This window comes from Fluviibacterium sp. S390, from assembly GCF_049800695.1.
In the GTDB taxonomy this organism is placed as follows: Bacteria; Pseudomonadota; Alphaproteobacteria; order Rhodobacterales; family Rhodobacteraceae; genus Meridianimarinicoccus.
Map to the genome: position 1 here is coordinate 180,373 of NZ_JBNAFN010000007.1, position 13,009 is coordinate 193,381.

14 protein-coding genes are annotated in these 13,009 nt (G+C 65.5%); 11 read left to right on the forward strand and 3 right to left on the reverse strand.

The features are described 5' to 3' along the window. Window position 1 precedes the first annotated feature (1 nt). The 3 genes from obgE (at window position 2) to ACP15K_RS08205 (ending at window position 3,468) form a co-directional block, all read left to right on the forward strand. Complete coding sequence (gene obgE / locus ACP15K_RS08195) at window positions 2-1,039, forward strand: GTPase ObgE (protein ID WP_424990250.1); 1,038 nt, start codon at window positions 2-4, stop codon at window positions 1,037-1,039. Next, complete coding sequence (gene proB, locus ACP15K_RS08200; protein WP_424990251.1) at window positions 1,027-2,130, forward strand: glutamate 5-kinase; 1,104 nt, start codon at window positions 1,027-1,029, stop codon at window positions 2,128-2,130. The genes obgE and proB overlap by 13 nt, the downstream gene beginning before the upstream one ends. 72 nt (window positions 2,131-2,202) lie before the next feature. Next, window positions 2,203-3,468, forward strand: a complete 1,266-nt coding sequence (locus ACP15K_RS08205; RefSeq protein WP_424990252.1) for a glutamate-5-semialdehyde dehydrogenase — start codon at window positions 2,203-2,205, stop codon at window positions 3,466-3,468. 6 nt (window positions 3,469-3,474) lie between these two features. Here ACP15K_RS08205 and ACP15K_RS08210 read toward each other — a convergent pair whose 3' ends face one another. Beyond that, entirely contained in the window at window positions 3,475-4,074 is a 600-nt protein-coding gene (locus ACP15K_RS08210) for a histidine phosphotransferase family protein (RefSeq protein WP_193141573.1), read from the reverse strand. A gap of 56 nt (window positions 4,075-4,130) precedes the next feature. Here ACP15K_RS08210 and ACP15K_RS08215 point away from each other — a divergent pair, with 56 nt between their 5' ends. The 3 genes from ACP15K_RS08215 (at window position 4,131) to ACP15K_RS08225 (ending at window position 6,034) form a co-directional block, all read left to right on the forward strand. Next, entirely contained in the window at window positions 4,131-4,304 is a 174-nt protein-coding gene (locus ACP15K_RS08215; protein WP_193141572.1) for a DUF3553 domain-containing protein, read from the forward strand. A 114-nt stretch (window positions 4,305-4,418) separates the two neighbouring features. Beyond that, entirely contained in the window at window positions 4,419-5,198 is a 780-nt protein-coding gene (locus tag ACP15K_RS08220; protein ID WP_193141571.1) for a GNAT family N-acetyltransferase, read from the forward strand. Beyond that, entirely contained in the window at window positions 5,195-6,034 is an 840-nt protein-coding gene (locus tag ACP15K_RS08225; RefSeq protein ID WP_319022464.1) for a lysophospholipid acyltransferase family protein, read from the forward strand. The genes ACP15K_RS08220 and ACP15K_RS08225 overlap by 4 nt, the downstream gene beginning before the upstream one ends. Before the next feature lie 121 nt (window positions 6,035-6,155). On the opposite strand, the gene ACP15K_RS08230 is transcribed toward ACP15K_RS08225, so the two are convergent. Further along, window positions 6,156-6,776 (reverse strand): thiamine phosphate synthase, encoded by a 621-nt coding sequence (locus tag ACP15K_RS08230; RefSeq protein WP_424990253.1) that lies wholly within the window; start codon window positions 6,774-6,776, stop codon window positions 6,156-6,158. Between the two features lie 101 nt (window positions 6,777-6,877). On the opposite strand from ACP15K_RS08230, the gene ACP15K_RS08235 reads away from it, so the two are divergent. The 4 genes from ACP15K_RS08235 (at window position 6,878) to htpX (ending at window position 11,300) form a co-directional block, all read left to right on the forward strand. After that, window positions 6,878-7,627 carry an RNA methyltransferase gene (locus ACP15K_RS08235; protein WP_424990254.1) on the forward strand — a complete coding sequence of 250 codons (750 nt, stop codon included), beginning with the start codon at window positions 6,878-6,880 and terminating at the stop codon, window positions 7,625-7,627. Window positions 7,628-7,688: 61 nt separating this feature from the next. After that, on the forward strand, window positions 7,689-8,849 hold the full coding sequence (ctaA, locus tag ACP15K_RS08240) for a heme A synthase (RefSeq protein WP_193141568.1): 1,161 nt from the start codon (window positions 7,689-7,691) through the stop codon (window positions 8,847-8,849). Further along, window positions 8,846-10,312: a carboxypeptidase M32 gene (locus ACP15K_RS08245; protein ID WP_424990255.1), complete on the forward strand. Its 1,467-nt coding sequence runs from the start codon at window positions 8,846-8,848 to the stop codon at window positions 10,310-10,312. Before ctaA ends, ACP15K_RS08245 begins: the two co-directional genes overlap by 4 nt. A gap of 100 nt (window positions 10,313-10,412) precedes the next feature. Continuing rightward, a complete protein-coding gene (gene htpX, locus ACP15K_RS08250) occupies window positions 10,413-11,300 on the forward strand; it encodes a zinc metalloprotease HtpX (protein WP_424990256.1) in 888 nt (295 codons plus the stop codon). Between the two features lie 389 nt (window positions 11,301-11,689). Here htpX and ACP15K_RS08255 read toward each other — a convergent pair whose 3' ends face one another. Next, entirely contained in the window at window positions 11,690-12,775 is a 1,086-nt protein-coding gene (locus tag ACP15K_RS08255) for a hypothetical protein (RefSeq protein WP_424990257.1), read from the reverse strand. Here ACP15K_RS08255 and ACP15K_RS08260 point away from each other — a divergent pair. Next, window positions 12,774-13,009: transposase (locus ACP15K_RS08260; RefSeq protein ID WP_424990003.1), on the forward strand; the 236-nt coding region annotated here is incomplete at its 3' end. The genes ACP15K_RS08255 and ACP15K_RS08260 overlap by 2 nt on opposite strands.

Here is a 13,009-nt window from a genome sequence, read left to right on the forward strand (position 1 = left end):
CATGAAATTTCTCGACCTCGCAAAAGTCTACATTCGCTCTGGCAGCGGCGGCAACGGCGCTGTCAGTTTCCGGCGTGAGAAGTTCATGGAATACGGCGGTCCGGATGGCGGCGACGGGGGCCGGGGCGGCGACGTGGTGGTCGAGGTCGTCGAAGGGCTGAACACCCTGATCGATTTCCGCTACCAGCAGCATTTCTTCGCGAAAAGCGGCCAGGGCGGCATGGGCCGCCAGCGCACCGGCAAGAACGGCGATACCATCGTGCTGCGGGTGCCGGCGGGGACCGAGGTGCTGGACGAGGACGAGGAAACCGTCATCGCCGACATGGCCGAGGTGGGCCAGCGCGTGGTGCTGGTCAAGGGCGGCAACGGCGGCTTCGGCAACCTGCATTTCAAAAGCGCCACCAACCAGGCGCCGCGCAACGCCAATCCAGGCCAGCCGGGGGTCGAACGCACCATCTGGCTGCGCCTGAAGCTGATCGCCGATGCCGGGCTTCTGGGTCTGCCCAACGCGGGCAAGTCGACCTTCCTGGCCGCGACCTCGAACGCGCGGCCCAAGATCGCGGATTATCCTTTCACCACGTTGCATCCCAACCTTGGCATCGTCGGCGTGGACAATGTCGAATTTGTTGTCGCCGATATTCCCGGCCTGATCGAAGGCGCGCATGAGGGCCGGGGCCTTGGCGACCGCTTCCTTGGTCATGTGGAGCGCTGCGCGGTGCTGCTGCATCTGGTGGATGGCACCGCCGAGGACGTGATCGGCGACTATCACACCATCATCAACGAGCTTGAGGCCTACGGCGGCCATCTGGCCGACAAGCCCCGCGTGACCGTGCTGAACAAGATCGACGCGCTGGATGCCGACTACAAGGCTGACCTGCGCGCCGCCCTGGAAGAGGCCAGCGGCGGCAAGGTCATGGAGATGTCGGGCGCTGCCAAGATGGGCACCACCGAGGTGCTGCGCGCGCTGCGGGTGCAGATCGACGACAGCCGCGTGCGCATCCGCAAGGGCCCTGACGAGGACGCGTCGTGGCAACCCTAGGCGAAGGGCGGCGCATCGTCGTCAAGATCGGCTCGGCGCTGCTGGTGGATCAGGCCACCGGGCTGCGCGGCGACTGGCTGCGCGGGCTGGCCTTGGATATTGCCGATCTGCGCGCGCGCGGTGCGGATGTGATCGTGGTGTCCTCGGGCTCTATCGCGCTGGGGCGGCGGGTGCTGAACCTGCCCAAGGGGGCCTTGCCGCTGGAGCAGTCGCAGGCCGCGGCCGCTGTGGGCCAGATCCGGCTGGCACGCGCCTATGAGGACGCCCTGCAATCGCATGGCATCACCACCGCGCAGGTTCTGGTGACGCTGGAAGACAGCGCCAACCGCCGCCGCTATCTGAACTCGCGCAACACCCTGCGCCAGCTTCTGTCGCTGGGCGTGGTGCCCATCGTCAATGAAAATGACACCGTGGCCACGGATGAGATCCGCTTTGGCGACAACGACCGTCTGGCCGCCCAGGTGGCGGCCACCGTCGACGCCGACCGGCTGGTGCTGCTGTCGGATGTGGACGGGCTCTATACCGCCAACCCGTCGCTGGACCCGCAAGCCCGGCATCTGCCATTGATCGACCGCATTTCGCCCGAGATCGAGGCGATGGCAGGCGAAGGCGTGTCCGGCCTGTCGCGCGGCGGCATGGTGACCAAGCTGATGGCCGCGAAGATCGCCACCGGCGCCGGGTGCGCCATGGTCATCGCCAAGGGTGAAGCCGACCGCCCGCTGCGGGCGCTGGAACAGGGCGCGCGCTGCAGTTGGTTCCTGGCCGAGGAAGATCCGCAGGCCGCGCGCAAGCGCTGGATCGCGGCCATGAAGCCGCGTGGAACCATCGTGGTGGACGACGGCGCGGTGCAGGCGCTGCGCAAGGGCAAATCGCTGTTGCCTGCCGGGGTAACGGAAGTGGTCGGCGACTTCGGGCGCGGCGACCCGGTCGAGATCGCGGGCCCCGGTGGGGCAGGACTGGGCAAGGGGCTGGCCCGGTATACCCACGAGGAAACCCGCCAGATCAAGGGCTGCCAGTCGCGCGAGATCGAGACCCTGCTGGGCTATCCAGGCCGCGGCGTGCTGATCCACCGCGACGACATGGTGGTCTGACACCCCCCCGCGCGCGGGGCTTGAGCCGCGCGCCGCTTTGTCCTAGGTCGAAATCCTGTCTTGGAGGGACCCATGAAAGATCTGACCGATATTCCCGCAGTGATGGCCCAGCTGGGCGCCAATGCCCGCGCCGCGGCAGCGGCGCTTGCGGTTGCCTCTGCAAAGACCAAGACCGATGCGCTGAACGCCGGGGCCGAAGCCATCGAGGCTGCCATCCCCGCGATCCTCGCCGCCAATGACAAGGACATGGCCTTTGGCCGCGACAAGGGGCTGAGCCCGTCGATGCTGGACCGGCTGAAGCTGGACGAGGACCGCATTCGTGGCATCGCCGCCGGTCTGCGCGCCGTGGCCGGGCAGGCTGATCCTGTGGGTGAGGTCATTGCTGAATGGGACCGTCCGAACGGGCTGCACATCCGCCGCGTGCGCACGCCGCTGGGCGTGGTCGGCGTGATCTACGAAAGCCGTCCCAACGTGACGGTGGATGCCGGTGCGCTGTGCCTGAAGGCCGGCAACGCGGTGATCCTGCGCGGCGGCTCGGAAAGCTTCCACAGCTCGGGCGCGCTGCATGCCTGTCTGGTGCAGGGCATCACCTCGGTCGGTCTGCCCGCCGAGGCGGTGCAACTGGTGCCGACCCGCGACCGCGCGGCGGTGGCGGAAATGCTGCGCATGACCGATTTCATCGACGTGATCGTGCCGCGCGGCGGCAAGGGGCTGGTGGGGCTGGTCCAGCGCGAGGCGCGGGTGCCGGTCTTTGCCCATCTCGAAGGCATCTGCCACGTCTACGTGGATGCGGCGGCGGATATGGAGATCGCCCGCAAGGTGGTGCTGAACGCCAAGACCCGGCGCACCGGCATCTGCGGGGCGGCCGAATGCATCCTGGTGGACAAGGCATTGTTCGACACCGCTGGCGCGCCTTTCCTTGAGGATCTGGTGGCCGCAGGCGTCGATGTGCGAGCCGATGGCGCGTTGCAGTCCGTGCCGGGGGTGTCGCTGGCCACGGCCGAGGATTTCGGCAAGGAGTTCCTCGACATGATCGTCGCGGCCAAGCTGGTGGATGGGGTCGAAGGCGCCATCGCGCATATCCGGCAGTATGGCTCGAACCACACCGATTGCATCATCACCGCCGATGACGATGTGGCGGCGCGATTCTTTGCCGGGCTCGACAGCGCGATCCTGATGCGCAACGCCTCGACCCAATTCGCCGATGGGGGCGAGTTCGGCATGGGCGCCGAGATCGGCATCGCCACCGGCAAGATGCACGCGCGCGGCCCGGTGGGGGCCGAGCAACTGACCAGCTTCAAGTATCTGGTGGAAGGCAACGGGGCGGTGCGCCCCTGAGCGCCCCTAAAAACGCAGGGTGACCGAGGTGTCATCCTGCGCAACGCTCAGCCGCCGTCCGATGTCGGCGATCTGCAAGGGCGCGAGGATGAACTGGATCTGCGAAGGGGCAATCTCGCCCACTGGTTCGGCCCCCGTCAGCAGCGCCCAGAGATCCGGATCGATCCGCAACTTTTCTGAAACGGCGCGCAACACCCAATCGGCGCCGTTGCCCGAAACGGTGATCGCCCCGCCTCGCGGCAGCGCGGTTTCCAGGCATTGCAGCAGCAGGAAGGCCAGCTTGGCGGCGTCGCGCGGCACGTCGCCATCGACCCCCCAGGTCACTTTCAGGCGGTTGCCGGTGTACAGGCTGCCCAGGATCTCGACGATTTCCTGCCGCCCGAGGGTCTGGTCCGCGGAATTGGCGCCGTAGGCCACTCGGTAGAACCGGATCCGCGCCTGCGCGCTGGCGACACTTTCCGAGATCATCGCCATCTCGGGCCCATCCGCCGCCTGGGTCAGGGCCATCAGCTCCAGCCCGTTGCCGATGGCCCCGATGGGGCTGATCAGATCGTGACAGATGCGAGAGCCCAGCAGGGCCTCAAGGTTTTTCGGGCGCGCGTTCATTGTCTGTCTGCCTTCGATACTCTAGGTAGCGTGGAATTGGAGCGAGGGGCCTCTAGATGATTTCGTTGCTTGAACCGGGCATGTTTGTCCGTCATCCGAACCATCCAGACTGGGGCTTGGGCCAGGTCCAGTCGAACGTGAGCGGACGGGTGACCGTGAATTTCGAGCACATGGGCAAGCTTGTCATCAACGCCGAACGCGTCGAACTTGAGATCGTGTTTGACCCCTAGGGTTTGCACGGCAGTGTTAACACTCCCTTTAGGTGTGTCAATTTCCGGTCAACGGCGCTTGTCTCATCTCTCCCGCCCGCATAGACACCCGAAAACACGAGGCGACAGGCCAATATGACCGCTGATCCGGACCGATTCCAGGTGCGCCTTGCACAGGACGAGCGCGACCTTCTGGCGGCGCAGCGCTGCCGCTATGATGTCTTTGTGGACGAGTTGAAAGGCGACGGGCCGCTGGTCGATCATGCCCAGCGGCTGGAGCGCGATGAACACGACCCCTTCTATGAACATCTGATCCTTGTGGACACGCAGCGCGACGACGGCGGGCTGGATCACGTGGCCGGGGTCTACCGCCTGTTGCGCAGCGACACGGCCGAGGCGGCGGGGGGCTTTTACTGCGCCCGTGAATACGATCTGTCGCCGCTGATCCAGGGCGGGCGCAAGCTGCTGGAACTGGGGCGGTCCTGCCTGCGGCCCGAGTATCGCGGCGGCCCGGCGATGTTTCACATCTGGAACGGGCTGGCGGAATACACGCTGGATCACGAGATCGAGGTTCTGTTCGGCGTGGCCAGCTTCCACGGCACCGATCTGGAGGCGCTGGCCGCCCCCCTGACCCTGCTGCACCACCGGCATCTTGCGCCCGAGGATCTGCGGGTCCGCGCCTTGCCCGCTCACTATGAATCGCTCAACCGCGTGCCCTACGGCAGTATCGACCGGGTGGCGGCGATGCTCGAGGTGCCCTCGCTGATCAAGGGCTACCTGCGGCTGGGCGGGTTCGTGGGCGACGGCGCTTTCGTGGACCATGCGTTCAACACCACCGACATCTGCCTGGTGCTGGATACCGAGCGGATGAACGCGCGGCAGCGGGCGATCTATACGCGCGGGCTGAACCGGTGACCGCGCCCCCCTGGCAGGACGTGCCGCCGCCGCGCGGCGCGTCGTGGAGCCTGGGCGGGGGCCTGCGGGTTGTGCTGCGCGGGCTGGCGCTGGCGGTGCTGGTGTTCGGATGCCTCTTGCTGCTGTTGCTGGTCCGGCTGGTCGAGCGGCCGCTCTTCGGTCTGGACCGTCCGATCACGCCGCATATCACCCGGTTCGTGTGCCGCAACGCCTTGCGCATCCTTGGCATGGGCTTTCAGGCCGAGGGCACGCCGATGCAGGCGCGCGGGGCAGGGGTGGCCAACCACGGGTCCTGGCTGGACATCTTCGCGCTGAACGCGCGGCAGTGCGTCTATTTCGTGGCCAAGGTCGAGGTCTCGGGCTGGGCCGGGATTGGCTGGCTGGCGCGCGCCACCGGCACGGTGTTCATCGCGCGCGACCGGCGGCAGGCCGCGGCCCAGCGGCAGCTGTTCCGCGACCGGCTGGCGGCGGGCCATCACCTGATGTTCTTTCCCGAAGGCACCAGCACCGATGCGCAGCGCGTGCTGCCGTTCAAGCCGACCCTGTTCGCGGCCTTCTTTGACGCCAACAGTGCCGAGGCGCCGCTGGCGATCCAGCCCGTTTCGGTGATCTATACCGCCCCCGAGGGTGCCGATCCCCGGTTCTACGGCTGGTGGGGCGAGATGGCTTTCGCACCGCATCTGCTGCAGGTGCTGGCGGTCCGTCGGCATGGGGCGGTGCGGGTGATCTATCACGACCCGCTGCCCATCGCCGACTATCCCGACCGCAAGGCGCTGGCGCGGGCCGCTGAGGCACGGGTGCGCGCGGGTGTGGAGACCGCGCAGACCCGCCGCTGACGCGGCGGAGAATTCTTGCCTCCGGCGGGAGTATTTTTTCCAAGAAGAATGAGCGCCGTCTCGGAAACGGTCTGGGGGCGAATTTTTTTTCGCGGTGACGGGTGTGCCTCCGTCACCTTGTTCAGCCGATGGCGGCGTCCAGATCCTTCAGGGCGGCGGCGGGATCTTCGGCGCGCCAGATCTCGTCTCCGAAGGCGAAGAAATCGGTGATCGGGGTGAAGGCGCGGACCAGATCGGGGGTCAGTGCGCCTTCTGCCACAATCGGCAGTTCGATCACCTCGGACCACCAGGTAAACACCTCGGGATCCACCTTGTCGCCGGCGCCAAGGGCGGTATCGCCCACCGGACCGAAGCTGACGTAATCGGCACCGGCCTCGCCCGCGGTCATGCCGTCGTGGCGCGAGGTGCCGCACCAGGTGCCGACGATGGGATCGGTGCCAAGCGCCTCGCGGCATTTGCGCACCGATTTGGACCCGTCGGTCAGATGCACGCCGTCCAGCCCCAGCCGTTCGACCAGCGCCAGATGGCGGTCGATGACCAGCGGGATGTCGCGTGCGTGCGCCAGGGCGCGCACGGCGTCCGCGGCGCGGGCGACCTCGCTGTCGTCCTCGCTGGCAAAGCGTAGGCGCAGGCAGGCAATGGCGGCGGCATCCAGCACCGGCGCCAGCGTCTCGGCAAAGGTCTCGGCATCGAAATGAGCCGGGGTCAGAAGATAGATCTGGGGGCGGTCTTGATCGGTCATGGCGGGCCTTTGGGGTTTCGATCCCTCCTATCGGGCTGCGCGGGGCGGGTAAAGCCCGTGCGGCATTGCCCTTGCGCCCCGGCTGGACTAGACCGCGCGCCATGTCAGACACGCCGCTTCGCCAACCCGCCTTTGTCCTCGTGCGCCCGCAAATGGGCGAAAACATCGGGGCCGCCGCCCGTGCCATGTGGAATTTCGAGTTGGACCGGATGCGTCTTGTGGCGCCGCGCGATGGCTGGCCCAATCCGCGCGCCGTGGCGCTGGCCAGCGGTGCCGGGCGGTTGCTGGACGAGGCGGGGCATTTTCCGACCACCGTCGCGGCGGTGGAGGATTGCACCTTCGTGCTGGCCACCACCGCACGCGGGCGCGGCCTGACCAAGCCGATCCTTTCGCCGGAAGAGGCGATGACGCAGGCGCGTGACCATGCGCAGGCCGGGGGCAAGGTGGCGGTTCTGTTCGGGCCGGAACGGGCAGGGCTGGAAAACGACGATATCGCGCGGGCCAATGCCATCATCTCGGTGCCGGTCAACCCGGAGTTCGCCTCGCTCAACCTGGCGCAATGCGTGCTGCTGACCGCCTATGAGTGGCGCAGGCAGACCGCGCAGATCGACCATGCCCGTGTCGAACTGGCGGGCGGCGACTGGGCCACCGCGCTGGAGACCGACAAGCTGGCCGAACACTACGAGGATCGGCTGGCGCAGGCGGGGTTCTTCTTCCCGCCGCAGAAGGCCGAGCACATGAAAACCAACCTGCGCAACCTGTGGTCGCGGATGCCGCTGACCCGCGCCGACGTTCAGATCCTGCACGGGATGATGCGGCAAATGGTGCGCTGGAAAGAACGCGGCGACTGATCCTGCCCCGTTGATGCGCCCGCGCCGGGCCCCTAGGTTTTGGCGCAACCGGAGGTTCCCTATGACCCAGAAGAAACGCAGCATATTCGAAGAGGTGGACGCGGCCCCCGCCGCGCCGGCAGCCCGGGCCACGACGCCCAGGGGCGGTCTGATCGCGCGGGACGACAGCGGCGCGCGCCGGGGCATTCGGGCGTGGCTGTGGCTGCTGTTTGCCATGGTCGTGGCGATGATCGTCGTGGGCGGTCTGACGCGGCTGACCGACAGCGGGCTGTCGATCACCGAATGGGCGCCGGTTACCGGGGCGGTGCCGCCGATGAGCCTTGAGGCCTGGGAAACGGAATTTGCCAAGTACCAGCAGATCGACGAGTTCAAGGTCGAGAACAGCGACATGACCCTGGCCGAGTTCAAGGCCATCTACTGGTGGGAATGGGGCCACCGGCAGTTGGGCCGCACCGTGGGGCTGGTCTGGGCCGTGGGGTTCCTGAGCTTCCTGGCCATGAAGAAGATCCCCGCCGGCTGGACCGGTCGGTTGTTGCTGCTGGGCGGCCTTGGTGGGCTGCAGGGGGCCATCGGCTGGTGGATGGTGGCCTCGGGACTGGTCGAGGGGCGCACCGATGTGGCCTCGTACCGGTTGGCGGTGCATCTGGGGCTGGCCTTCGCCATTCTGGGGCTGATCGCCTGGTATGCTTTCCTGCTGGGGCGCAGTGCGCCAGCGTTGATGACGGCGCGGCGGGGGCGCGATGCCAGGCTGTTTTCCATGTCCACGGGCATGATGCATCTGGCCTTCGTGCAGATCCTGCTGGGGGCCATGGTGGCGGGCATCGACGCGGGGCGCAGTTTCACCGACTGGCCGCTGATGGCGGGGCAGGTGTTTCCGATGTCCTCGTTCGACATCGACCCGTTCTGGCGCAATTTCTTCGAGAACCCGGCGCTGGTGCAATTCATCCATCGCACCGTGGCCTATCTGCTGCTGGCCTTCGGCATCGTCACCTGGCTGAAGGGCCGCAAATCGGGCAACCGGGCGACGGCGCGCGCCTTTGACTGGATGGGTGTGATGCTGTTCGGGCAGGTGGTGCTGGGCATCGGCACGGTGCTGTACGCTGCGCAATGGCACATCGCGATCACCCATCAATTGGGCGCCGTGGCGCTGTGGGTGCTGATCCTGCGGGCGCGGTTCCTCAGCCAGTATCCGGCGGATCAAAGCGTGCGGGGCCGGGCATGAGCTATGACGCGCTGGTCGCCCATGCGCGCCAGACCCAGGCACTGGCCGAGGTTGCCGGTCGTCTGGGCTGGGACCAGGAAACCGTGATGCCGCGCGGGGCCGCCGGGCAGCGGGCCGAGGAAATGGCGGCGATGGAGCAGGTGCTGCACGCCCGCCGGTCCGACCCGCTGGTGGGCGACTGGCTGGCCGCCGTAACGCCCGCGGATGAGGTCGAGGCCGCACAGGTCCGTGAGATCCGCCGGGCCTATGAGCGCGCCACCAGGGTGCCCGCCGATCTGGCCGCCCGGATCGCCCGTGTCACCAGCCTTGCACAGGGCGATTGGGCGGCGGCGCGGGCCGCCGATGACTTTGCCGCATTCGCCCCGCGCCTGGCCGAGGTTGTGGCCCTGAAGCGCGAGGAGGCGGCGGCGCTGGCCTCGGGCGGGGATTTGTATGATGCGCTGTTGCAGGACTATGAGCCCGGCGCCACGGCCACCGAGCTTGAGGCCATGTTTGGGGCTCTGCGCCCGCGTCTGGTGGCGCTGCGCGACCGCATCCTTGGCGCGCCGCAACCGCCCGTTTTGACTGGCAGTTTCCCTGAAGCCGCGCAGCTGGAAATGGCGCAGGAACTGGCCGAACTCTTCGGCTATGACCTGAGCCGGGGGCGGATCGACAAGGCGGTGCATCCGTTCTCCAGCGGGTCCGGCGCCGATGTGCGGATCACCACCCGCACCGACCCGACCGATCCGTTCAACTGCTTCTATTCCACGATCCACGAGGTCGGCCATGCCACCTATGAGCAGCAGGTCGATCCGGCCTATGCGCTCAGCCCGATCGGGCGCGGGGCCTCGATGGGGGTGCATGAAAGCCAGAGCCGGATCTACGAGAACCAGCTGGCGCGCAGCCCGGCCTTTGCCAAGTGGCTGTTTGGCCGGATGCAGGCGAAGTTCGGTGCCTTGGGCGTTGATACCGCGCAGGAGTTCGCGCGCACCGTGAACCGGGTCACCCCCGGCTTCATCCGCACGGAATCCGACGAGGTACAGTACAACCTGCATGTCCTTTTGCGGTTCGATCTGGAGCGCGCGCTGATCGCCGGCGATCTGGAGGTTGCAAACCTGGAAGAGGCCTGGAACGCGCGCTTTTTCAAGGACTTCGGGGTGAAGGTGCCGAAAGCCTCGCTGGGGGTCTTGCAGGATGTGCACTGGTCGGTGGGGCTGTTCGGCTATTTCCCGACCTACACGCTGGGCAATGTCTATGCGGGCTGCCTGTATCAGGCGATGGCGGCCGATCTGCCGGATCTGGAGGCCGATCTGGCCAGCGGCGATCTGACCGCCGCGCTGGCCTGGCTGCGGCCGCGTCTGCAGGTGCACGGGGCGCTGCGGGACGGCGCCGAGACCCTGCGCCACGCCACCGGGCACCCCCCCACGGAAGGCCCGCTGCTGGACTATCTGGAGGCGAAGTTCGGCGCGCTCTACGGTCTTTAGGGCGGTCTGGAACGCGTCTGGCTGGCGTATGGCCCGCGTATGGCTTGCACGCCCATCCGGCCCTGCCCATATGTGAGACCGAACGACGGAGGGTTTCGCGATGGGCTATACCAAGACGGCACTTCTGATGGCGGGGATGACCGCGCTCTTCATGGGCGTGGGCTGGATGCTGGGCGGCTCGGGCGGCATGATGATCGCGTTGGTGGTGGCCGCCGCCATGAACCTGTTCAGCTGGTGGTCGTCGGACAAGATGGTGCTGCGGATGCACAACGCGCGCCCCGTGACCGGGTCGGATGGCGGGCTGGTGCCGCTGGTGGCCGATCTGGCGCGGCGGGCCGAGCTGCCGATGCCGGCCGTCTATGTGATCGAGACCGAGCAGCCCAACGCCTTTGCCACCGGCCGCAACCCCGACAACGCCGCCGTGGCGGTGACCACCGGGCTGATGCGCTTCCTCAGCCGCGAGGAACTGGCCGGGGTCATCGCCCATGAGCTGGCCCATATCAAGAACCGCGACACGCTGATCATGACAGTTACCGCGACCTTCGCGGGGGCGATTTCGATGCTGGCCAATTTCGCCATGTTCTTCGGCGGCTCGCGCGAGCGGATGGGGCTGCTGGGCACCATCGCGATGATGATCCTGGCCCCGCTGGCCGCAACGGTGGTGCAAATGGCGATCTCGCGGTCACGCGAATACGAGGCCGACCGGGTCGGCGCCGAGATCTGCGGCGACCCGAACTGGCTGGCCGACGCGCTGATCGGCATCCAGCGGGGGGCGTCGCGGATCGACTATCACACCGCCGAGCGCAATCCGGGCACCGCGCATATGTTCATCATCAACCCACTGCACGCCCATGCCGTCGACGGGCTGTTCCGCACCCACCCGGCCACCGAAGACCGCGTAGCCCGCTTGCGCGCCATGGCCGCGCCGGTGCGGGAGAGTCGGGTGCCACGGGCGGGACGGGGGGCGCGGCGCAACCCTTGGGGGTAGGGGGTTGCGGGCTTGGACGCGCTCTACGGTGGACGTGGAGGGTTGCACGTATTTCAGGGGCATCCCGTGGACGATTCTGCTGGAGGACGCGCCGAAACTGTACGGGATCTTCGTCTGGAGCGGGTTTCACCTCTGGCTGGCGCTGCGAGTGTGTGAGTGATGGGGGGCGGCTGTGAGACGCTAGGACGGACGGGCAGTTCCGTAGTCGTCTGGCCAGTCGGGGCGTGTGGTTCGCCGGCGAGCGATGGCCGCGTCAGTTCAAGATGGTGAGCGCCGAAGGTGGCGCGGGAGGACGTGGGACGAGGGGCCTTGGGGTTGCCGGCTAACGGTCCCAACCGGACCTTGATGTCTATTGATATGCAATAGGGTAGCCTCATCAATACTCACACTCACTTCCTGACAAGTCCAGTTACAGATGCGCCAAAAATAGCTGTGAAGATCCAACCCATGAGAATGTAGCCCCAATAAAATAATAGATATGGCCGAATGGGTTCAGCGGGCGTTTCAAGCAAAGCCCAATCTGAAGCCTGTCGAAGGTCGATGAAGGGAATAAACACATCAGCCGCGTACGCTGTTGGGTAAAATCTTGGAGAATTCGCTTCATAAACAGACGCCCCATTTGCAGAATTCTGTACTACGTTGACGATGTTCCCATTATCGTATAATCCAGAAAATACCCAGCCACCTAATGCAATCATAAAAACGGACCAAATGATACATCTGGCAGGTCGATATCCGTACCCTGCGAATGCCCAAAACATAGTCGAAACCAGCCAGCTCCAGCCCGCAACCAAAAAAATTGCGACATTGTCGATGCTCCATTTTCGCTCGTGATCAAGTTTCATCTTGAGCACGAACAGACGAAGCGGATGCGAGGTCATTCTGATCTGGTGAGCCAGTCTGGTGACTTTTCGGTTTCTGCGCAAAAAATCGGCTTCCCGCTGAAAATTTAGCTTTCTAATCGCCACTTTTTTTGCTTCGTCCTCGCGGCCAGTCGCGTGCAATACTTTCACCAACTGTTCGAACGGTTGCGGCCTAAAGTCGTCGGACAGGTGGGGTTCGTACTGCCTCTCAAGCCAATCAAGTCTATCATAGTAGCTCGTAGACGTGTTGCTCTCAAAAGAACCATACGTGAAGCCAGCCAGTCTGAGCTTGCCCTTTGATGGCCAGCTATCTGGGTCGTCAATAAGGCACCCGACGCTTGCATTTGTGAGGTCGACAGTCCCCCACAAATTTCTAACATGACGCCAAAAGAAAGCTTCTCGGATTTCTGCAGCTTCAAGAGAGATTGCCAGAGGATGACCAAGGAATTCACCGCCAGAACAGCCGAGCTGGCCGCCAATTTTTGCCCCTCTCGCCACTACTGGATAAAGTGTCCGAAAGCCATAACTAAGAATGATGCTTCTCTTAGGCTCAGGACCCATTGATTTCCGGCGATCAGCGTGATTCACCGTTCGAAAAACGAGCGGTGACATGTCTGATCTCTTCTGGCTTAGCGACGCGCAGATGGCGCGGCTTGCGCCTTTCTTTCCCAAGTCTCACGGCAAGCCCCGCGTCGATGATCGGCGCGTGTTGAGCGGAATTATCTTCATCAACCGCAATGGCTTACGTTGGCGGGATGCGCCCGCCGCATACGGTCCGCACAAGACCTTGTACAACCGCTGGAAGCGGTGGAGTGACAAAGGTGTTTTCGCGAGGATGATGGCTGG

Coding starts and splice junctions, on each gene's coding strand:
- ACP15K_RS08245 (WP_424990255.1), top strand. CDS start 8,846: ATGAGCTATGACGCGCTGGTCGCCCATGCGCGCCAGACCCAGGCACTG.
- ctaA (WP_193141568.1), top strand. CDS start 7,689: ATGACCCAGAAGAAACGCAGCATATTCGAAGAGGTGGACGCGGCCCCC.
- ACP15K_RS08210 (WP_193141573.1), bottom strand. CDS start 4,074: ATGAACGCGCGCCCGAAAAACCTTGAGGCCCTGCTGGGCTCTCGCATC.
- ACP15K_RS08230 (WP_424990253.1), bottom strand. CDS start 6,776: ATGACCGATCAAGACCGCCCCCAGATCTATCTTCTGACCCCGGCTCAT.
- htpX (WP_424990256.1), top strand. CDS start 10,413: ATGGGCTATACCAAGACGGCACTTCTGATGGCGGGGATGACCGCGCTC.
- ACP15K_RS08215 (WP_193141572.1), top strand. CDS start 4,131: ATGATTTCGTTGCTTGAACCGGGCATGTTTGTCCGTCATCCGAACCAT.
- obgE (WP_424990250.1), top strand. CDS start 2: ATGAAATTTCTCGACCTCGCAAAAGTCTACATTCGCTCTGGCAGCGGC.
- ACP15K_RS08235 (WP_424990254.1), top strand. CDS start 6,878: ATGTCAGACACGCCGCTTCGCCAACCCGCCTTTGTCCTCGTGCGCCCG.
- ACP15K_RS08205 (WP_424990252.1), top strand. CDS start 2,203: ATGAAAGATCTGACCGATATTCCCGCAGTGATGGCCCAGCTGGGCGCC.
- ACP15K_RS08220 (WP_193141571.1), top strand. CDS start 4,419: ATGACCGCTGATCCGGACCGATTCCAGGTGCGCCTTGCACAGGACGAG.
- ACP15K_RS08255 (WP_424990257.1), bottom strand. CDS start 12,775: ATGTCACCGCTCGTTTTTCGAACGGTGAATCACGCTGATCGCCGGAAA.